Origin of the sequence: Gemmobacter lanyuensis (assembly GCF_014652355.1) — a bacterium.
In the GTDB taxonomy this organism is placed as follows: Bacteria; Pseudomonadota; Alphaproteobacteria; order Rhodobacterales; family Rhodobacteraceae; genus Gemmobacter; species Gemmobacter lanyuensis.
Genome location: NZ_BMYQ01000002.1, coordinates 260,962 through 278,079 on the forward strand (window position 1 = coordinate 260,962; position 17,118 = coordinate 278,079).

The window sequence follows — 17,118 nt, forward strand, 5'->3', positions numbered from 1 at the left end:
AAAATTCCTGTCCAGAGACATGAGTCCATCTTGAAAAAACGTCTTCAATCCCTAGCCGCGTTGCTTGCTCTTGTTGCCCTGTCGGCCTGCGCGGCCCCACCCAAGGCTGACGCGCCACCTGCGACGGTGCCGGGCTATGAGGGCGTGCAGGACGGCGAATTCTTTATCGAGCCGGTGCAACCCCATCACCTGCGGGACGGCGTGCCCCGCACCGAGGTGGAGTACAAGGGCGATGAAAAGCCCGGCACCATCGTGGTGGACCCCTATTTCCGCAAGCTGTACTACGTCCTCGAAGGCGGGCGGGCGATGCGCTATTCCATCGCCGTGGGCCGCGCGGGTCTGGGTTTCCGCGGCAATGCCGTGATCAGCCGGAAAGAGAAATGGCCCGCCTGGACGCCGACGGCGAACATGATCCGCACCATGCCCGAAATGTATTCGGAATATGCGGGCGGTCTGCCGGGGGGCTTGGAAAACCCGCTGGGCGCACGGGCGCTTTACCTCTACCGCAATGGCAAAGACACCTATTTCCGTATCCATGGCACGATCGACAACCGTTCGATTGGCCGTGCAACATCGGCCGGGTGCATCCGTCTGTTCAATCAGGATGCGATCGACCTGTTTGACCGCGTGGACTATGGGACGCGCGTCCGCGTTCGCTCGCGCGAGGAATCGGAACAGATCGAAGGCAAGTGGATGGACAATGAATATGGTCTGCTCGTACCCTATGATGAAACGCAGATCCCGCTGATCGCACAGCGCAAGGCCGAGCTTGAAGCCAAGGAAGCGGCTGAAGCTGCTGCCGCAGAAGCAGCTGCTGCCGCAGAAGCAGCCGCGGCGGAACCCGCAACCGAAGAGGCCGCGCAGGGCTGATCGGCGCTGGCAGCTTGTCCGATCTGACAAACGCCCCGGCCTGACCGGGGCGTTTTGCTGTGGCTCACCAGCCGATGTGCCTTTGGAAATCCGAGAGGACCTGCGTCCAGATCCCGACCGTATTGGCAAAGTTTTCCGGCGTCAGCATCCCGGTGGTGTTCACGTCCAGTTCGACATGGGGGTCGCCGGTGGTGTCGGCATAGGCCTTGCCAAAGCGGGTGCTGTGGTTCCATTCGTTCAGCACGGCCACGTCAACCCCATCCGGCGTATCGAACCCGGCAGAAAATTGAATTGAGCCACAGTCCTTGCCATTGGTGCAGCCATAGAACCAGATCGAGAAGTTGGCACCATCCGCGGCTGAATCGATGCGGGGATCGCCCTTGTCGTCAGTGGCCAGTTGCGCCTTGTAACCCAGCCCCTGCAGCGCATCGGCAAGACCCTGTGGATCGGCGGCCGAAAGCAGCCCGGTGGCTGGTCCTGTCTGGGTTTGCGCAAGAAGCGGGCCTGCCAGAAACGGCAGCGCAAGTGCTGTGGCCAATAGTGTCTTCATTCTGAAAATCCCTTATCTGAAGCCATTTGGGAAGCCGCGCCGGATCAATCCGCCCGGTCGGCATCAGGAAAGGATGACATAATCTTTCAGCGTCGTCTCCAGACATTCCCAGGTGCCCGCAAAGCCGGGACGGATCACCCAGCTGTCCCCTGCGCGCAGCGTGGTGGCCCGGCCCTCCACATCGGTCAGCACCGAAACACCTTCCAGGATATGCACATATTCCCATTCCGTATAGCTGACGCGCCACTTGCCGGGGGTGGATTGCCAGATGCCGCAGTACAGGCCATCGCGGTCCTCCAGGTTCCAGGTGGTGTGAACCGGGTCGCCCGACAGCACCTTTTCGGGCGCGGGTCGCGTGATTTCGGGGGCGCATGCCCTGCGGTCAATCCGTTGCAAGAGGTCCATTCTGCTATCCTTTTCCTTGTTAGCGCCATCATTCGTGCTGGTCTGAAACCCTCCGTCAAGTTCCTCGCCGCCGCGACGCGGCGGGCAAGTTTCGCTGGTGCGGCACCGGACCGGGGGCTATACAAAGCCAACCGTTCCTCTTGAGGGAGTGCAAGAGCGACATGAGCGCCTCGAGTACCATCCGGCCTCTGCTGCCTGTCGATATCCAAGCCCGCAAAGGTGCTGACCCGCTGGTGGTGCTGACCGCCTATACCACGCCGATGGCGCGGGTGGTGGACCGGCATTGCGATATTGTGCTGGTCGGGGACTCGGTCGGCATGGTGCTGCATGGCCTGCCCTCGACGCTGGGCGTCACGATGGAGATGATGATCCTGCATGGCCGCGCCGTGATGCGGGGGTTGCAGCGGGCCATGGCGGTGATCGACATGCCCTTCGGATCGTATGAGGAAAGCCCCCAGCAGGCCTTCCGCAATGCCGCGCGGCTGATTGCGGAAACCGGGGCGCCGTCGGTCAAGCTGGAGGGCGGTCAGCATATGGCCGAAACCATCGCGTTCCTGACCAGCCGGGGCATCCCGGTGATGGCGCATGTCGGGCTGACCCCGCAGGCGGTGAACACGCTGGGCGGCTACAAGGTGGTGGGCCGCGACCATGAGGCCGAAAAGGTCATGGCCGACGCCCGCGCGGTGGAAGCGGCCGGGGCGTTCTCGGTCGTCCTGGAAAAGGTGCCCGAGGGGCTGGCCGGCCGGGTGTCGCAGGCGCTGTCTATCCCGACCATCGGGATCGGGGCGGGCGTCAATTGCGACGGGCAGGTGCTGGTGCTGGATGACATGCTGGGCCTTTTCACCGATTTCCGCCCCAAATTCGTCAAACGTTATGCGGAGCTGGGCCTGACCGCCGACGAGGCCGTGGCCGCCTATGCCGCGGATGTCCGCGCGCGCCGCTTTCCGGCAGCTGAACATTCCTTCGCGGATGTCCTGCCGTCCAAGGGACAGAAGAACTGATGCAAATCCTCCGGACTGTTGCGGAATTGCGCACCCGTGTGCGCGGCTGGAAATCCGATGGCCGTCAGGTCGGCGTCGTGCCCACGATGGGCGCCCTGCATGAGGGGCATCTGAGCCTTGTGCGCGCCGCCAAGCGTGGCTGTGACCGGGTGATCGTCACGATTTTCGTGAACCCCAAGCAGTTCAACAACCCCGACGATCTGCAGAAATACCCGCGGACCGAGGATTCGGACGCGGCGCTTCTGGCTGCCGAGGGGGTGGACGTGATCTTCGCGCCCGGCCCGGATGAGGTTTACCCCGAAGGCTTTGCCACGCAGGTCGCTGTCTCGGGTGTGTCCGAACCGCTGGAAGGCACCATGCGCCCCGGCCATTTCGAAGGTGTGGCCACGGTGGTGGCCAAGCTCTTTGGCATGACGCAGGCCGACCGCGCCTATTTCGGCCAGAAGGATTGGCAGCAGCTTCAGGTCGTCAAGCGGCTGGTCGCAGACCTGAACATCCCGATTGAGATCGTGGGCGCCGAAACCGTGCGCGAACATGACGGTCTGGCGATGTCCTCGCGCAATCTGCGGTTGGACCCTCTGTCGCGCGCGCAGGCACCTGCGCTTTACCGCATCATGACCCGCGTCGCGGGCCAGCTGCGTGACGGGGCACCGGTCGATCAGACCTTGGCGCAGGGGCGCGAGGATCTGCTGCAAGCGGGCTTTAGCGCCGTCGAATATCTGGAACTGCGCGCGGCCAGCACGCTGGCACCGATCGCTACGCTTGACGCCCCGGCCCGGCTTTTGGCGGCGGCGACGATTGGCGATGTGCGGCTGATCGACAATATCCCCGTGTGACTTGCCGCAGACGGGGCAGGCCGTTAGCCTGCCCTCATGACCTGGATTGACCTGACCCGGCCGCTCGACCGTCATCTGGCGATCTATGCCGAGGCCGATTACCGCGACCCGCCCTTTGCCGTGCATCCCTGGTGCAGCATTGCCGATCAGGGCTATGCCGTGCAGCGGCTCGACCTCGGCACCCAGACCGGCACCCATATCGATGCCCCCGCCCATATGCACCCCGGCGGCGCCACGCTGGAGGCGCTGCCCCCTGATGCCTTGATCGGTCCCTATGTCACCCTGTGGCCCGGACAGGACGTGCCCCAGCGGGCGGGGGCGGTGCTGCTGTTCGTCAATGCACCCGATGGTGGCGCGATCAGCCGCGCGCAGTTCGACCGGGCGTTGGATCTGGGTTTTGCCGTCTGGGTCATCGCCGGGTCTTTGCAAGTGCAGGGGGAGGAACCGCTCTTCCTGCACCGTGCACTGGCCCGCGCCGGGGTCTTTCTGGTTGAGGATCTGGCCGAAGACCCCGCGCGCCCTTTGCCCGACCGGGGCGAGATGATCGCCGCCCCCCTGCGGCTGATCGGCACCTCGGGCGCACCCTGCCGTGTTCTCGCACGCGGGATGGTGGCGGAGCGGGGGCAAAGTGATTATCTCTGATCCCGTGGCAGGCAAGCGCAGGGGGCGCTGATGTTCGCGATACTTCGGGCCTGGGTCGCGGCCTTCGTGGTGCTGACCATCCTTTACTGGATGCTGCGGGTCTATTTCCGCTCGACCCGGCGTGAGGCGCTGGAACAGCAGTTCGAGGCCGAAGGCCAGACCGGCGACCGCGACGCCTGGGTTGACGCCCGGCTTCGCGATTATGGCCGCAGCCTGAAGATCACGCTCTTGTGGCTGGTCTATATCGTGCCGATGGTGGCCATCGGATTGATCGTTTACTTCGTGAATTACGACTGAAGGAGTGCCCTGGGCATGTGGACAAAGATCAAATGGGGCATTCGGCTGGTGCTGATCGCCATCGTGGCGGCCTTCCTGCACTATACCCTGCCGCAGCGCGATGTGGTGCGCCTGACCGGCACCTATAACCGCATGACCGAGGTCGGCGCGAATTCCATCTTCTACGCCTCGCCCGACAGCGGCACCACCACCGCCACGGTCGATCGCCGCGATATCCGTTTCATCGAAGCGGTCTTTCCCGATGGGGGCGTGATGGTCTACCGGAACGAGGATACCGGCTGGGTCTGGCCGCCCTACTTCAAATACGACAGTTCGAACCTGCAGGCCGAGGCGACGAATTACGTCTCGACCAAGGAAAAGCCGGAATGGGTGGCGGTCACCCATTATGGCTGGCGGATGCCGATCTTCTCGATCTACCCCAATGCGGTGAAGATCCGCCCGGTCGATGGCCCGGATGTGCAGCTGATCCCCTGGGTCAATATCATCGTGCTCGGGCTTCTGGCACTGGGATTCGGGATGCTGTGGCGCATGTGGCAGCAGTTCAAGGAACGCATGATCGAACCGGCGGTGGACGATCTGAACAACACGCTGGATGCGATGGACGCCGGGGCCGATGCCGCCAAGGCCAAGGCGCGCGGCTTCTGGGGGCGGATGTTCCGCCGCAAATAACCCCCGGCCAACAAAAAACCGCCCGGATTGCCGGGCGGTTTTTCTTTCTGTCGGCTGCTTACTTCCGCAGCGTGCCGCCGGTGGCCTTGCTGACCTTCTCGACGATCTTGGCGGACACGGCTTCAATGTCCTTGTCGGTCAGGGTGCTGTCCTGCGGTTGCAGGCGCACGGTGATCGCCACCGATTTCTTGCCCGCACCCATCTGCGCCTCGGCCTTTTCGCCGGTGAACTGGTCAAAGACGCGGACGCTTTCGATCAGCGCCTTGTCCGACCCGGCGGCAGCGTTGACAAGGGTCAGCGCCTCGACCTGCGCGTCCACGACAAAGGCAAAGTCCCGCTCCACCGCCTGCAGATCCGAGATCGCAAGTGCGGGCTTCGTGGGCGTCTTGGTCTTGGGCAGCGGCACATTGGCAATCTGCACGGTGAAGGCGACAGCGGGGCCCTTGATGTCGAACAGCTGCAGGATGCGCGGATGCACCTCGCCGAAGGTGGCAAGCGCATTCGGCCCCAGCCCGATCACGCCCGACCGGCCGGGATGCCACCAGCCCGCAACCTTGCGGCCGATCTGCACCTTGGCGGGGGCGCCCAGCGTGGCCAGCACGGCCTCGGCATCGGCCTTGGCGTCGAACACATCCACCGGACGGCGCGAGCCGTAGGGATCGCGCGCGGCCGAGGCACCGACCAGAAGGCCGGTGGCCACGGTGGTCTGTTCCCCCGGCTCACCGCCCGCAAAGACGGGGCCAACCTCGAACAGCGCCAGATCCATGAAGCCGCGCGCCTGATTGTGCCCTGCGGCCCGCAGCAGGCCCGGCAGCAGATCGGGGCGCAGATGGGTCATTTCCGACGAAATCGGGTTGTCGACCTTCACTGCATCGGCGCCGCCGCCAAAAGCCTCGGCCGCGGTCTTGTCGATGAAGCTGTAGGTCACGCATTCATTATACCCCAGCGCCGCGATCTGCCGGCGCGCGGCTTTTTCGCGGATCTGCAGCGGCGTCAGGATCGGCTTTGGCACCCCGGCGGTGCGGCGCACCATCGGCTTGCCCACCAGCTTGGTCAGCGAAGCGACGCGGGCCACTTCCTCGACCAGATCGGCCTCGCCCTGCACATCGGGGCGCCAGCTGGGCGGGGCGGCCTGATCGCCGGTCAGGGTAAAGCCAAGCGCGGTCAGCGTGGCGCGCTGATCGGCCTCGGGGATGTCCATCCCGACCAGACTGACCACGCGGGCCGGATCAAAGCGGTAGCTGCGGCCGGTATCGGGCACGGCGCCATCGACCACCATCTCGGACGCCTCACCCCCGCAGAGATCAAGGATCATCTGGGTGGCCAGGTCCAGCCCTGCCAGGGTGAAGGCCGGGTCCACCCCGCGTTCAAAGCGGTAGCGGGCATCCGAGTTGATCTTCAGCGCACGGCCCGTGGTGGCAATGGTGATCGGGTCCCAGAAGGCGCTTTCGAGGAAGACATCGACCGTCTCCTCGGTGCAGCCCGAATGTTCGCCGCCCATGATGCCCGCAAGGCTTTCGGGCCCCTGATCATCGGAAATCACCATCATGCCGGGGCGCAGGGTATAGGTCTTGCCATCCAGCGCCAGCAACTCTTCCCCGCCCGCAGCGGCGTGGATCCGCAGATCGCCCTTGACCTTGGCCACGTCAAAGACATGCAGCGGGCGGTTTAGCCCGAAGGTGAAATAGTTGGTAATATCCACCAGCGCCGAGATCGGCCGCAGGCCGATGGCGCGCAGGCGGGCCTGCATCCATTCCGGCGCGGGGCCGTTCTTCACGCCGCGGATGGTGCGGCCGGCAAAGACCGGGCAGCCCTTGGCCTTCAGCGCATCGTCAATCCGAACGCCGACGGGCGAGGCGAAGCTGCCGTTGATCGCAGGCACCTCAAGCGGTTTCAGCACGCCCAGGCCGCGCGCCGCCAGATCGCGCGCAATGCCGCGCACGCCCAGGGCATCGGGGCGGTTCGGGGTGATCTTCACATAGATCATCGGGTCATTGATGCCGCGATAATCGATGAACTTCACACCGACGGGCGCATCGGCGGGCAGCTCGATAATGCCGTTGTGATCGTCCGAAAGCTCGAGCTCGCGTTCCGAACATAGCATGCCGTTGCTGTCCACGCCGCGGATATTGCCGGGTTTCAGGTCCACGCCGGTGCCGGGCACATAGGTGCCGGTGGGGGCGAAAACGCCGACAAGGCCGGTCTTCGCGTTGGGGGCGCCACAGACGACCTGCACCTCCTCCATCGCGCCTTCGGGGCCATTGGGCCAGGTGGCCACGCGGCAAACGCGCAGGCGGTCGGCATTGGGGTGCTGCACAGCCTCGATCACGCGGCAGATGCGGAAGGCGCCCAGCTTGTCATCCGGGTTCACCACCTCCTCGACCTCATGGCCGAGATCGGTGAGCGCATAGAGGATCTCGTCGAGCGTCGCGCTCGTTTCGAGGTGATCCTTGAGCCAGGACAAGGTGAATTTCATGGCACGCCCTCTGCGGAATTTCTTGCCTTGGCCTTAGCGCATCATGGGGCCGAGGGGAAGGCGGCGCGGCAGAAATGCAGCTGCCGCAGGTCAGGGGCGTGGCGCGTTGTGTTCGGCCAGCTCGCAGACCATGGTTGCCGCGCTTTCAAAGCCGAAGGCATGGCGCAGCAGGCCCAGCCGATCATGCTTGATCACCCGAAACCCCAGCCGTTCATAGAGCGCGCGGGCGCGGATATTGGTGTCGATCACCTCAAGGCGGATGGCGTCATGGCCGCGGGCTTCGGCCTCGGCGCAGAGCATCTCGACCAGCGCGCGACCGATGCCCCGCCCGCGATGGTCGCGCGCCACGCAGATGCCATCGACCAGAAAGCGCTGGTTGTCGACCTCATGGCTCAGCGCGGCCAGAAGCGCCATGCGCCAGCCCGCGCCGATCAGGCCATAGGTGGCGCGCATGTCCGGCCAGCCACCTTCGGCAAAGGCACCTTTGGCGGTCTTGAACCCCGCAAGCCCCACAAGTTCGCCCCCGTCGACCGCAGTAATCGCATGGTCCGACCGCATGACGCGCGCCAGATAGGCCATGGCGCGGGGTTCGGGGCCCATGACGCGGCCCAGCTTGCTGCCGAATGCCTCCCAATAGATGCGGGCGGCGACGGGGCGATGTTCGGGGGCAAGGCCAAGGCGGATTTGCAGGGTCATTGGCAGGCCTCGGACAGGGTGGTGCTATGGCCTGCGCCCAGAATCCAGCCCTCATCGGCCGGGGTGTCGCCGGGGGGCGGGGCCAGCAGCGGGTCAAGCCGCCCCTCGGCCCCCAGACGCCACAGCGCGCGCGAAAGCAGCGCCACCTGCGCCGCGTCCCGGATGCCACCAAAGGCGGGCAGCTGCCGCGCGACAGCCGCCGCTAGAAGCGAGGGCCAGACCTCGGCCAAAGTCACCCGCGCCGGTGGCTGAAACGGCCAGACCGAAACGCCGGGCTGCCGCGCCAGACGTGCGATCATCGGCAGGCCCATCATCACCTGCGACCCGACGGCCCCGGTGGTGTAGAGCTTCCACACCGGATGGGTGCCGCGCAGATCGCGTTCGACGCGCCGCCGCTCGGCCAGGCCCAGATCCGCATAGCGCGTGGGCTTGCGCGGTGGCAGGTCGGGCAGGTCAAGCCCGGCGGGGCGGCCCCAGAACAGCGGCCCCAGCCGACGGTTGATGCCCGCAGCCACGGCAAAGCGGTTGTTGGCATTGGCGGGGCTGTCGGTGATTTCACGTTCGAACCACTGCCAGACGGCGGGCGCCTCTGGCGTGCCGGTCAGGCGTTCGGCAAAGCCTGTGGGATAGCCGAAGGCGAAATCGCAGCCGACCAGCCAGTCGCCCGTGGCGATCAGGTCCTGTAGTGCAGTTTCGGCGGCCTGCCGGGTGCGGAAATAGCGGGTTGCCACCGTGCCATCCACGCAGGTGCCAATCCAGATCGCATCGGCGCTGGGGCGGGCGGGGCTGGGCGTGGATGCGGCCGACCAGTCGACAATGGCAACATTCAATCGGCGCATCGCAGCAGGGTCTCGGCGCGGGCAAGGTCTGCGGGGGTGTTGAGATTGGTGAAAGGGTCGGGGTCGCTGGCGGGGAAGGGAGCCTCCACGGCGCCCTGCGCCTCGCAAAAGGCCATGACCCGCGCGCCGCCCGTGGCCAGATAGTCGCGCAACGCCCCGCGCAGGCCGCGGGGCCAGAGCGCGAAGGTCGGATGCCAGCGCCCGGCGCTGCTCGCCACGGCAAGGCGCCCCTCGCCCGCAAGCCACAGGCGCGGCACCAGATCGCCGGGGAAGAAGGGCGTATCCACCGCGACCGAGACTACGGCGTCCGCGCCCTCGGCCCAATCCAGCGCCGCCAGCACGCCCGAAAGCGGTCCCTGAGATTGCGCGTCGGGCAGGATCGGCAGCCCGGTAAAGGCCAGGCGCGTCGCATCCCCATTGGCGGAAATCGCCAACCGTTCCACCTGCGGTTCAAAACGGTCCTGCACATGCTGCACCATGGGGGTGCCGTTCAAGCCCAGCAGGGCCTTGTCCACGCCCCCCATGCGGCGGCCCGTGCCGCCCGCCAGGATCACCCCGAATATCCGCATCCCGACCCCGGTTGCATGTGCCTGATCCAAGCCCTAAGCCTTCACTGCTCAGCCGTAAAGCCGGAACCATCATGCTGTCTCCCTCGGTCCGATCGACATTCCTGCGCGGGTTGCGCGCCTCATTGCCCTTTACGGCGATGATCGTGCCGTTCGGTGCGCTCTTCGGCATCGTGGCGCGGGCGCATGGGCTTTCGATCCTCGAGGCAATGGCCTTTTCCATCGTCGTCATCGCTGGCGCGTCGCAGTTCGCGGCGCTGCAACTGATGCAGGAAGGGGCGCCCTTGCTGATCGTGATCCTGACGGCCACGGCGGTGAACCTGCGCATGGCGATGTATTCGGTGGCGATGGCGCCGCATCTGGGCCGGGCGCCGTTGTGGCAGCGCGCGCTGGTGGCCTATGTGCTGATCGACCAGAGCTATCTGCTCGGCGCTGCCGCCTTTGAGCGGGAGCGTGGGTGGTCGCTGGCGGAAAAGCTGGGCTATTACTTCGGCTCGGTCGTGCTGCTCTGTGGGCTGTGGTATCTGGCGACATGGGTCGGGGCGGCCTTCGGGGCGCTGCTGCCGCAGGGGCTTGCGATCGATTTCATCGTGCCGGTGACCTTCCTTGCGATGATTTCGCCGATGCTTCTGACCCGTGCCCAGATGGCGGCGGCGCTGGTGTCGATCGGCCTGTCACTTGCGTTGTGGTGGATGCCCTACTCCTCGGGGCTGCTGGTGGCGGCGCTTTGTGCCATGGCGACAGGGGCTGCCGTCGAAACCTGGGAGGGCCGCAATGCCTGAGATGATCGCCGACAAGTGGCAGCTTTGGACCGTGATCCTTGGGCTGGGCCTGACGACCTTCGTGCTGCGCTTTTCGTTTCTGGGGCTTATCGGCAACCGGCAATTGCCGCCGCTGGTGCTGCGGCTTCTGCGCTACACGCCGATGGCGGTCATTCCGGGGCTGGTGGCCCCGGCGGCGGTCTGGCCTGCGGCAACGGGGGGCGAAACCGACCCGGCCCGTCTCTGCGCTGCGCTGGCGACCGTGGCGGCGGGGCTTTTGTGGCGCAATACCCTGGCCGCCGTGGCGGTCGGGGTGGTCACGCTTGTGGCGGGATTGCAGATCTTCGGCTGAGCGCCCCGAAACCGGGCGCCCAGCCGATCTGATCAGTCGTGCAGGCGCGGATCGCCCGCCTGCAGCAGCAGGATGCCGTGATTGTCGTCGGCATCATCATCGGTGATGGTGCGTTCGGTCACGCCCGGCAGTTCCGCAAAGGCCTTCATCAGCTTTTTCGGGAACATGGTCTGCGGCAGGGTTTCGAACCCCGGAACCCCGGCCAGAATCTCGGTGATCGAATCAGTGCAATGGGCCTTGGCCACGGCACCGTGCGCCATGGCGCGCTGCATCACCAGCTCGGCCACCTCGGGCGGGACGACCTTGGTCTGTTCCACCACGTAGTAGGTTTCGCGGGCATGATAGTCGATGTAGAAATTGACCATCTTGTCGGTGATGCCGAAATGCACGTCATTGCGTTCGGCCAGACGCGGCAGGGTCCAGCTGCCCGCCGGATCGAACATGATCCGCTGCGAGCCGTTGATCATCAGCCCCGAATGCGCCCCAGCCCCGTTCGAGGTGCTGACCACCGTGAACAGCGTGATGGCGGGCGGGCCGTCATGCACGTAGCGGGCCTTCGCGACGGCCTCGTCCGGGGCCCATGTCGGTTCGGCCGCACCACAGGCGGCCAGCGCCGCGACCAGCGCGAGCGACAGGAAATGGCGGCGCATGCTGCGCTCCTATGCAGGGGCGGTCAGGCTCAGGCGTTGGCCAGCGCGAGGAAGATCAGCACGCCGATCGAAATAGCGGCGCCCCAGGTGACCATTTTCACGAAACCGGCAAAGGTTTTCTCTTGGTTGCGGATGTCCATGCTGCCGATCTTGTGCTCGCCCATGATGCGTCTCCCGTTGATGCGCGTTTGCAATGCCTGTTAGCCGATTCACCGGCCTCTGTCACGCCCCAGTGACGGGCGGCGGCGTTTCGGGGGGCGGCGGCGCGTCCCAGTCCTTCGCGAGGCGAAAGCCGATGCGGCGGGCGGGTTCCTCGGGTTCGGCGCGCGGCACGGCGCGCAGCAACACGTTCAGCTGCGTGACATGCTGCACCAGCTGGGTTTTCACCCCATCCTCATCCCGGCCGTAAAAGGTGATCAGATCGGGGTCGAAATAGCCCAGACCTTCGATCCGCAAGACCCCGGCATCGCCCCCGGCAAAGCCCATGGCGACCTCATCCTCGGCCTCAAGCTGGGATTCGAAGTTGCGGATATAGAGGATCAGCCGCTCATAGGCCCATTGCGCCTCGGACTTTTCCTCGATGGGCTGGCGGCTTAGGGCCGCGGGCAGCGGTTCCTGTTCGGCGGTCGGCATGGCGGTCGGATCGGCATGCACCACCCCGGCGCAGGGCAGGGCGGTGGCTTCATGCAATTCTGCGCTGGTGCGGATTTCGTCGGTCATGCCCTCTCCCATAGCCAAAGTCCCTGCGGGCTGAGGGAACGCCGCGCCTCGCCCCGATGCAAGAGATAGTTGAGATGGGCGACCGCCTCGACCAGTGCAAGGCCATAGGAGCCGCCGTCAATCTCGCGCTTGAACAGCACGGGAAAGCAGCCCGCCGCGGTTTGTGGCTGCGACAGGTGTTCGCGCAGCCGGTCCAGCGCCGAAAGGTGGTTTTCCATCATCTGCCGCAGGCGCAGCGGCAGGCCCGTGAAGGGCAGCTTGTGCCCCGGCAGGACAAGGTGCCGCTCTTCGGCGCAGGTGGCAAACCGCGCGCAGGAGGCAAGCCAGTCCGCCAGAGGGTCAGCCAGTGGTTCGGTCGCATAGACCCCGATATTGGCCGAGATCGAGGGCAGCAGCTGATCCCCGCCCAGCACCAGATCGTCCGACAGGCTCCAGAACGTCGCGTGTTCGGGGGCATGGCCGTCGCCCATGCGAACCAGCCAGTCACGCCCGCCCATCCGTAGCGTCGCCCCATCGGTCAGTCGCGTAAAGCCGAGCGGCAGCGGATGTACCACATCGCAAAAGTTGAAGGGCCGTTCCGCCGCTCGCTGCGCCAGCAGGCCCGGCTCCATCCCCGCGCCCTGCCAGAAGGCGATCTGTTCGGCGCTGGCCTGCGGCTGTTCATCCAGTGTCAGCATCCGGGCATAGATCCACCCGGTGCGCGGCATCAGGAGCTCGGCCCCGCGGGCCTGAAACCAGCCTGCCAGCCCAATGTGATCGGGGTGATGATGCGTGACCAACACCCGCCGCAGGGGCCGCCCGGCCAGCGGGCCTGCCAGCCAATCTTCCCAGATCGCGCGGCTCTTGTGGCTGTTCAGGCCGGTGTCGATCACCGTCCAGCCATCGTCATCGGCCAGCGCATAGAGGTTCACATGATCCAGCGCCATCGGCAGCGGCATCCGCAGCCAAAGGATGCCGGGCGCAATTTCGGACCACGCGCCGGGGGCGGGCGCGTCCTGCGGGTAGCGGATGGTCACGAGGCCAGTGCCTCGGGCGTCAGGGCGTAAAGATCGGCGGCGCCTTCGCGCAGCTGCGCCAGCAGGGCGGCATGTTCCGGCAGCAGGCGGCGGATCGCGATGCGCGCCAGCGGCAGGCGTGCGGCATCGGCCAGCGCGGCCTTCAGGTGGTAATGCCCGCCCAGCACCCGTGCAAAGGCCCGCAGATAGGCCACCGCCCCGGCGTTCCGGTCATCGGCCGATTGTGCGACCAGCCATTCCGTCGCCTCGCGCAGCGCTTCGGCCGCGGCCCAGACATCGCCCGCCAGATCGGGCAGATTGGCGCGGCTGTTGCGGGCGTGATCCTCGATTTCCTGCAGCAGGCGATAGGCGGCCTCGCCGCCGTCCATCATCTTGCGGCCCACCAGATCCATCGCCTGAATGCCGTTAGTGCCTTCATAGATCGAGGTCACGCGGACATCGCGGCTGAATTGCGCGGCGCCGGTTTCCTCGATGAAGCCCATGCCGCCATGCACCTGCACGCCCAGATGGGCGACCTCATGGCCGATGTCGGTGCCAAAGGCCTTGGCGATGGGCGTCAGCAGCGCGGCGCGGGCCTGCCAATCGGTGCTGCCGGTCGCGCGGGCCATGTCGATCGCCACGGCACAGGCCAGCGCAATGGCGCGGGCGCTGAAGGTTTCGGCCTTCATCACCCCCAACATCCGCCGCACATCCGCATGGTCGATGATCGATGTGGCGCCCAGCGGGGTCTTGCCCTGCTTGCGGTCCTGCGCATAGGCCAGCGCCTGCTGCAGCGCAGCTTCCGCCACCGAGACGCCCTGCACCCCCACGCCAAGCCGGGCGTTGTTCATCATGGTGAACATCGCGGCCATGCCCTTGTGTTCCTCACCGATCAGCCAGCCCTTCGCCCCGTCGAACTGCATCACTGCGGTGGGCGAGCCGTGTAGGCCCATCTTGTGCTCCAGGCTGACGACGCTCAGGCTGTTGCGGGCGCCGAGGCTGCCATCGGGGTTGGGCAGGAACTTCGGCACCATGAACAGGCTGATGCCCCGCGTGCCGGGGGCCGCATCGGGCAGCCGCGCCAGCACAAGGTGGCAGATGTTTTCGGCGAAATCATTGTCGCCCCAGCTGATGTAGATCTTTTGCCCCGACACGGCATAGGTGCCATCGCCATTGGGTTCGGCCCGGCTGCGCAGCGCGCCGACATCGCTGCCCGCCTGGGGTTCGGTCAGGTTCATCGTACCGGTCCATTCGCCCGAAATCAGCCGCGGGATATAGAGCGCCTGAATCTCGGGGCTGGCGTGATGTTCCAGCGCCTCGATCTGGCCCTGCGTCAGCAGCGGGTTGAGCTGCAGTGCAAGGCAGGCCGACCCCATCATTTCATTCACCGCGGTGGTGACGGCCATGGGCAGGCCCATCCCGCCATGTTCGGGGTTGGCCGAAATCCCTACCCAGCCGCCTTCGGCAATGGCGCGGAACCCCTCGGCAAAGCCGGGCGAGGTGCGGACGACCCCGTTTTCCAGCCGCGCGGGAAATTTGTCGCCCGCACGGTTCAGCGGCGCCAGCACGGTTTCCGACAGCTTGCCTGCCTCGGACAGAATCGCCTCGACCGTGTCGGGCGTGGCTTCGGCGAAAAGCGCGGTCTCGGCCACCTGCTGCAGCCCCACGATCTGATCCAGAACGAAGCGGAATTCGGAAACCGGGGCGCGGTAGGGCATCTATCCTCCTTGCCGCGCTTGGCATTTCTTGGGCGCGGGCGTAATCAGGGTCACTGTGTCAGCGGCAAGACTAACGCAAGGTCAAACCGCCTCAAGTTCAACGCTGCGTCACGACCGATGGAAACCCGCCTGATCACCGCCACGCCCGAGGGAATCGCCGAGGCTGCCGCCATTTTGCGCGCGGGCGGCCTTGTCGCCATGCCAACCGAGACGGTCTATGGCCTTGCGGGGGATGCGCGCGATGGCCGGTCGGTTGCGCGGATCTATGCGGCGAAGAACCGCCCTTCGTTCAACCCGCTGATCGTGCATCTGCCGGATGTCGAATCGGTGTCGCGCTATGCCCATCTGACGCCCGAGGCGGAACGGCTGGCCGCCGCCTTCTGGCCCGGCCCGCTGACCATGGTCCTGCCCCTGCGCGACGGCGCGGGGCTGTCGCCCTTGGTGACGGCGGGTCTGACGACCGTGGCGATCCGGGTTCCGGCGCATCCGGTGGCACGGGCGCTGCTGCGCGCGGCGGACCTGCCGCTTGCCGCGCCGTCGGCCAACCCCTCGGGTCGGGTGTCGCCCACGCGGGCGGCGCATGTCATGGCCGGGCTGTCGGGCCGGATCGAGGCGGTGCTGGACGGTGGCGCCTGTGCCGTGGGGGTGGAAAGCACCATTCTGGCGCTGGATGGCCCTGCCGCCCTGCTGCGCCCCGGCGGGGTCTCGGTCGAAGAGATCGAGGCCGTTCTGGGCCACTCCCTGCTGATGCCGGGGGATCCGACCACGCCCAAGGCGCCGGGGCAGCTTGCATCACATTACGCACCCGAGGCGCGGGTCCGTCTGAACGCGACCGCCGCCGCGCCGGGGGAGGTGCTGGTGGGCTTTGGCGCTGTGCGGGGGCAGATTTCCTTGTCAGATCAAGGTGATCTGATCGAAGCCGCCGCCAATCTGTTTCATATCCTGCGTGAGGCTGACAGCCTTGCCGGCCCGCTGGGCGCCATCGCCTTTGCCCCGGTGCCCGAAAGCGGGCTGGGCCGCGCGATCAATGATCGTCTGCGTCGCGCGGCGGCACCGCGCCCCTGAGACAATCCGCATCATGCCCCGGATCGGCGCCGGGAACCGGATCATAGCCTGATCCGCCCCAGGGGTGGCAGCGGCAGATGCGATGCACCATCAGATAGCCGCCCTTCACCCCGCCGTGGCGGTGCAGCGCGTCAAGCGCATAGGCCGAACAGGTGGGCTGAAACCGGCAGCCATGCCCAACCCAGGCCGACAAAAACAGCCGATAGGCGCGGACGGGCAGGGCGATGACATGGGCCAGCGGGGTCATGCGGGGTTTTCCCGTTGGATGGCCCGACGCAGCCATTCAGGCGGGCTTTCCAGTCGGGGCGCGCGGCGGCCGGGGGGCGTGGATCTGGCGCAGGGCGCCTTCCAGATCGGCCTGCAGCAGGGCAAAATCGCGGTCGATGGTCACGCCGGGGCGGCCGACCAGCACATAATCCCAGCCGGGACGCGCCAGGGTGGGCAGCACCATCCGCACCACCTCGCGCAGGCGGCGCTTGGCGCGATTGCGCGCCACGGCATTGCCAATCTTCTTGGAGCAGGTGAACCCCACGCGGATCGCATCTGATCCGTCATCGCGGCGTCGGGCCTGCAACAAAAATCCCCCCGCGCCCTGACGACGGGCCGAGGCGGCGCGCAGGAAATCGGCGCGCTTGGCAAGAATGGCATAGGCCGGATATGACGAAACCGCCGCAAGGCCATCGGGGCTTGCCGCAAGGTTGCGGTCAGTCTCCGGGGCCAGCGGCGGTGTCATTTGCGTCACCTCGAATGGCCCCATTGCTGGGGCCAGCCAAAGATCAGGCCGACAACTTCTTGCGGCCCACGCGGCGGCGGGCGGCCAGCACCAGACGACCACCTTTGGTGGCCATGCGGGCGCGGAACCCGTGGCGACGCTTGCGAACCAGGTTCGACGGTTGGTAAGTGCGCTTCATCGCGGCTCTCCGTATGACATGCAGCCCGAACCCCGAGAGGATTCGAGGGCCGCGGCATCTGAAGCCCGTCCTTTAGGGATGGTTTCTCCACAAGTCAAT

The 17,118-nt window shown here is 66.2% G+C and carries 23 protein-coding genes; 9 read left to right on the forward strand and 14 right to left on the reverse strand.

The annotated features are described in order from the left end of the window. Positions 1-30 precede the first annotated feature (30 nt). Positions 31-870 carry a L,D-transpeptidase gene (locus IE101_RS06355; protein ID WP_373296070.1) on the forward strand — a complete coding sequence of 280 codons (840 nt, stop codon included), beginning with the start codon at positions 31-33 and terminating at the stop codon, positions 868-870. A 64-nt stretch (positions 871-934) separates the two neighbouring features. Here the strand turns inward: IE101_RS06355 and IE101_RS06360 are convergent, their stop codons facing one another. Further along, positions 935-1,420: a YbjN domain-containing protein gene (locus IE101_RS06360; protein ID WP_189632979.1), complete on the reverse strand. Its 486-nt coding sequence runs from the start codon at positions 1,418-1,420 to the stop codon at positions 935-937. A 63-nt stretch (positions 1,421-1,483) separates the two neighbouring features. Then, the gene (locus IE101_RS06365) at positions 1,484-1,825 is read right to left on the reverse strand and encodes a cupin domain-containing protein (protein WP_189632980.1); all 342 of its coding nucleotides are present in this window, start codon (positions 1,823-1,825) and stop codon (positions 1,484-1,486) included. A gap of 161 nt (positions 1,826-1,986) precedes the next feature. Between IE101_RS06365 and panB the strand changes: the two genes are divergently transcribed. Genes panB through IE101_RS06390 form a run of 5 tightly spaced genes read left to right on the forward strand, consistent with a single transcriptional unit; the run spans position 1,987 to position 5,270 of the window. Further along, positions 1,987-2,826, forward strand: coding sequence for a 3-methyl-2-oxobutanoate hydroxymethyltransferase (panB, locus tag IE101_RS06370; RefSeq protein ID WP_189632981.1), 840 nt, complete (start codon positions 1,987-1,989; stop codon positions 2,824-2,826). After that, positions 2,823-3,662: a pantoate--beta-alanine ligase gene (gene panC / locus IE101_RS06375; RefSeq protein ID WP_189633114.1), complete on the forward strand. Its 840-nt coding sequence runs from the start codon at positions 2,823-2,825 to the stop codon at positions 3,660-3,662. Before panB ends, panC begins: the two co-directional genes overlap by 4 nt. 36 nt (positions 3,663-3,698) lie before the next feature. Further along, positions 3,699-4,304 (forward strand): cyclase family protein, encoded by a 606-nt coding sequence (locus IE101_RS06380; protein WP_189632982.1) that lies wholly within the window; start codon positions 3,699-3,701, stop codon positions 4,302-4,304. A 30-nt stretch (positions 4,305-4,334) separates the two neighbouring features. After that, on the forward strand, positions 4,335-4,601 hold the full coding sequence (locus tag IE101_RS06385) for a hypothetical protein (protein WP_189632983.1): 267 nt from the start codon (positions 4,335-4,337) through the stop codon (positions 4,599-4,601). Between the two features lie 15 nt (positions 4,602-4,616). After that, entirely contained in the window at positions 4,617-5,270 is a 654-nt protein-coding gene (locus IE101_RS06390; protein ID WP_189632984.1) for a DUF1523 family protein, read from the forward strand. Between the two features lie 58 nt (positions 5,271-5,328). On the opposite strand, the gene pheT is transcribed toward IE101_RS06390, so the two are convergent. The 4 genes from pheT to mobA all read right to left on the reverse strand — a co-directional run bounded on the left by pheT (position 5,329) and on the right by mobA (position 9,850). Continuing rightward, complete coding sequence (pheT, locus tag IE101_RS06395) at positions 5,329-7,746, reverse strand: phenylalanine--tRNA ligase subunit beta (RefSeq protein ID WP_189632985.1); 2,418 nt, start codon at positions 7,744-7,746, stop codon at positions 5,329-5,331. 90 nt (positions 7,747-7,836) lie between these two features. Further along, the gene (locus IE101_RS06400; RefSeq protein WP_189632986.1) at positions 7,837-8,442 is read right to left on the reverse strand and encodes a GNAT family N-acetyltransferase; all 606 of its coding nucleotides are present in this window, start codon (positions 8,440-8,442) and stop codon (positions 7,837-7,839) included. Beyond that, the gene (locus IE101_RS06405) at positions 8,439-9,281 is read right to left on the reverse strand and encodes a molybdopterin guanine dinucleotide synthesis (RefSeq protein ID WP_189632987.1); all 843 of its coding nucleotides are present in this window, start codon (positions 9,279-9,281) and stop codon (positions 8,439-8,441) included. Before IE101_RS06405 ends, IE101_RS06400 begins: the two co-directional genes overlap by 4 nt. Next, entirely contained in the window at positions 9,269-9,850 is a 582-nt protein-coding gene (mobA, locus tag IE101_RS06410) for a molybdenum cofactor guanylyltransferase MobA (RefSeq protein ID WP_189633115.1), read from the reverse strand. Before mobA ends, IE101_RS06405 begins: the two co-directional genes overlap by 13 nt. A gap of 71 nt (positions 9,851-9,921) precedes the next feature. Here mobA and IE101_RS06415 point away from each other — a divergent pair, with 71 nt between their 5' ends. Both IE101_RS06415 and IE101_RS06420 read left to right on the forward strand, forming a co-directional pair. Next, positions 9,922-10,629, forward strand: coding sequence for an AzlC family ABC transporter permease (locus tag IE101_RS06415; protein ID WP_189632988.1), 708 nt, complete (start codon positions 9,922-9,924; stop codon positions 10,627-10,629). A 1-nt stretch (position 10,630) separates the two neighbouring features. Next, a complete protein-coding gene (locus IE101_RS06420; protein ID WP_189633116.1) occupies positions 10,631-10,960 on the forward strand; it encodes an AzlD domain-containing protein in 330 nt (109 codons plus the stop codon). Positions 10,961-10,992: 32 nt separating this feature from the next. On the opposite strand, the gene IE101_RS06425 is transcribed toward IE101_RS06420, so the two are convergent. From IE101_RS06425 to IE101_RS06445, 5 genes are read right to left on the reverse strand one after another with little or no spacing between them, the layout of a single operon-like run. After that, positions 10,993-11,610, reverse strand: a complete 618-nt coding sequence (locus tag IE101_RS06425) for a hypothetical protein (protein WP_189632989.1) — start codon at positions 11,608-11,610, stop codon at positions 10,993-10,995. A 29-nt stretch (positions 11,611-11,639) separates the two neighbouring features. Continuing rightward, a complete protein-coding gene (locus IE101_RS06430) occupies positions 11,640-11,774 on the reverse strand; it encodes an aa3-type cytochrome c oxidase subunit IV (RefSeq protein ID WP_189632990.1) in 135 nt (44 codons plus the stop codon). A 58-nt stretch (positions 11,775-11,832) separates the two neighbouring features. After that, positions 11,833-12,330 (reverse strand): DUF6173 family protein, encoded by a 498-nt coding sequence (locus IE101_RS06435; RefSeq protein ID WP_189632991.1) that lies wholly within the window; start codon positions 12,328-12,330, stop codon positions 11,833-11,835. Then, positions 12,327-13,346, reverse strand: coding sequence for an MBL fold metallo-hydrolase (locus IE101_RS06440; protein WP_229804043.1), 1,020 nt, complete (start codon positions 13,344-13,346; stop codon positions 12,327-12,329). Before IE101_RS06440 ends, IE101_RS06435 begins: the two co-directional genes overlap by 4 nt. After that, complete coding sequence (locus tag IE101_RS06445) at positions 13,343-15,043, reverse strand: acyl-CoA dehydrogenase (RefSeq protein ID WP_189632992.1); 1,701 nt, start codon at positions 15,041-15,043, stop codon at positions 13,343-13,345. Before IE101_RS06445 ends, IE101_RS06440 begins: the two co-directional genes overlap by 4 nt. A 117-nt stretch (positions 15,044-15,160) precedes the next feature. Here IE101_RS06445 and IE101_RS06450 point away from each other — a divergent pair, with 117 nt between their 5' ends. Further along, complete coding sequence (locus IE101_RS06450) at positions 15,161-16,108, forward strand: L-threonylcarbamoyladenylate synthase (RefSeq protein WP_189632993.1); 948 nt, start codon at positions 15,161-15,163, stop codon at positions 16,106-16,108. Here the strand turns inward: IE101_RS06450 and yidD are convergent. From yidD to rpmH, 3 genes are read right to left on the reverse strand one after another with little or no spacing between them, the layout of a single operon-like run. Beyond that, entirely contained in the window at positions 16,068-16,355 is a 288-nt protein-coding gene (yidD, locus tag IE101_RS06455; protein WP_189632994.1) for a membrane protein insertion efficiency factor YidD, read from the reverse strand. The genes IE101_RS06450 and yidD overlap by 41 nt on opposite strands. 36 nt (positions 16,356-16,391) lie before the next feature. Then, entirely contained in the window at positions 16,392-16,841 is a 450-nt protein-coding gene (gene rnpA, locus IE101_RS06460) for a ribonuclease P protein component (RefSeq protein WP_189632995.1), read from the reverse strand. Between the two features lie 43 nt (positions 16,842-16,884). Beyond that, entirely contained in the window at positions 16,885-17,019 is a 135-nt protein-coding gene (rpmH, locus tag IE101_RS06465) for a 50S ribosomal protein L34 (protein WP_149141565.1), read from the reverse strand. Positions 17,020-17,118 lie beyond the last annotated feature (99 nt).

Coding starts and splice junctions, on each gene's coding strand:
- IE101_RS06425 (WP_189632989.1), bottom strand. CDS start 11,610: ATGCGCCGCCATTTCCTGTCGCTCGCGCTGGTCGCGGCGCTGGCCGCC.
- IE101_RS06405 (WP_189632987.1), bottom strand. CDS start 9,281: ATGCGCCGATTGAATGTTGCCATTGTCGACTGGTCGGCCGCATCCACG.
- mobA (WP_189633115.1), bottom strand. CDS start 9,850: ATGCGGATATTCGGGGTGATCCTGGCGGGCGGCACGGGCCGCCGCATG.
- IE101_RS06415 (WP_189632988.1), top strand. CDS start 9,922: ATGCTGTCTCCCTCGGTCCGATCGACATTCCTGCGCGGGTTGCGCGCC.
- IE101_RS06385 (WP_189632983.1), top strand. CDS start 4,335: ATGTTCGCGATACTTCGGGCCTGGGTCGCGGCCTTCGTGGTGCTGACC.
- IE101_RS06390 (WP_189632984.1), top strand. CDS start 4,617: ATGTGGACAAAGATCAAATGGGGCATTCGGCTGGTGCTGATCGCCATC.
- IE101_RS06430 (WP_189632990.1), bottom strand. CDS start 11,774: ATGGGCGAGCACAAGATCGGCAGCATGGACATCCGCAACCAAGAGAAA.
- IE101_RS06360 (WP_189632979.1), bottom strand. CDS start 1,420: ATGAAGACACTATTGGCCACAGCACTTGCGCTGCCGTTTCTGGCAGGC.
- IE101_RS06400 (WP_189632986.1), bottom strand. CDS start 8,442: ATGACCCTGCAAATCCGCCTTGGCCTTGCCCCCGAACATCGCCCCGTC.
- rnpA (WP_189632995.1), bottom strand. CDS start 16,841: ATGACACCGCCGCTGGCCCCGGAGACTGACCGCAACCTTGCGGCAAGC.
- pheT (WP_189632985.1), bottom strand. CDS start 7,746: ATGAAATTCACCTTGTCCTGGCTCAAGGATCACCTCGAAACGAGCGCG.
- yidD (WP_189632994.1), bottom strand. CDS start 16,355: ATGACCCCGCTGGCCCATGTCATCGCCCTGCCCGTCCGCGCCTATCGG.
- rpmH (WP_149141565.1), bottom strand. CDS start 17,019: ATGAAGCGCACTTACCAACCGTCGAACCTGGTTCGCAAGCGTCGCCAC.
- IE101_RS06420 (WP_189633116.1), top strand. CDS start 10,631: ATGATCGCCGACAAGTGGCAGCTTTGGACCGTGATCCTTGGGCTGGGC.
- panB (WP_189632981.1), top strand. CDS start 1,987: ATGAGCGCCTCGAGTACCATCCGGCCTCTGCTGCCTGTCGATATCCAA.
- IE101_RS06365 (WP_189632980.1), bottom strand. CDS start 1,825: ATGGACCTCTTGCAACGGATTGACCGCAGGGCATGCGCCCCCGAAATC.
- IE101_RS06380 (WP_189632982.1), top strand. CDS start 3,699: ATGACCTGGATTGACCTGACCCGGCCGCTCGACCGTCATCTGGCGATC.
- IE101_RS06450 (WP_189632993.1), top strand. CDS start 15,161: ATGGAAACCCGCCTGATCACCGCCACGCCCGAGGGAATCGCCGAGGCT.
- IE101_RS06445 (WP_189632992.1), bottom strand. CDS start 15,043: ATGCCCTACCGCGCCCCGGTTTCCGAATTCCGCTTCGTTCTGGATCAG.
- IE101_RS06435 (WP_189632991.1), bottom strand. CDS start 12,330: ATGACCGACGAAATCCGCACCAGCGCAGAATTGCATGAAGCCACCGCC.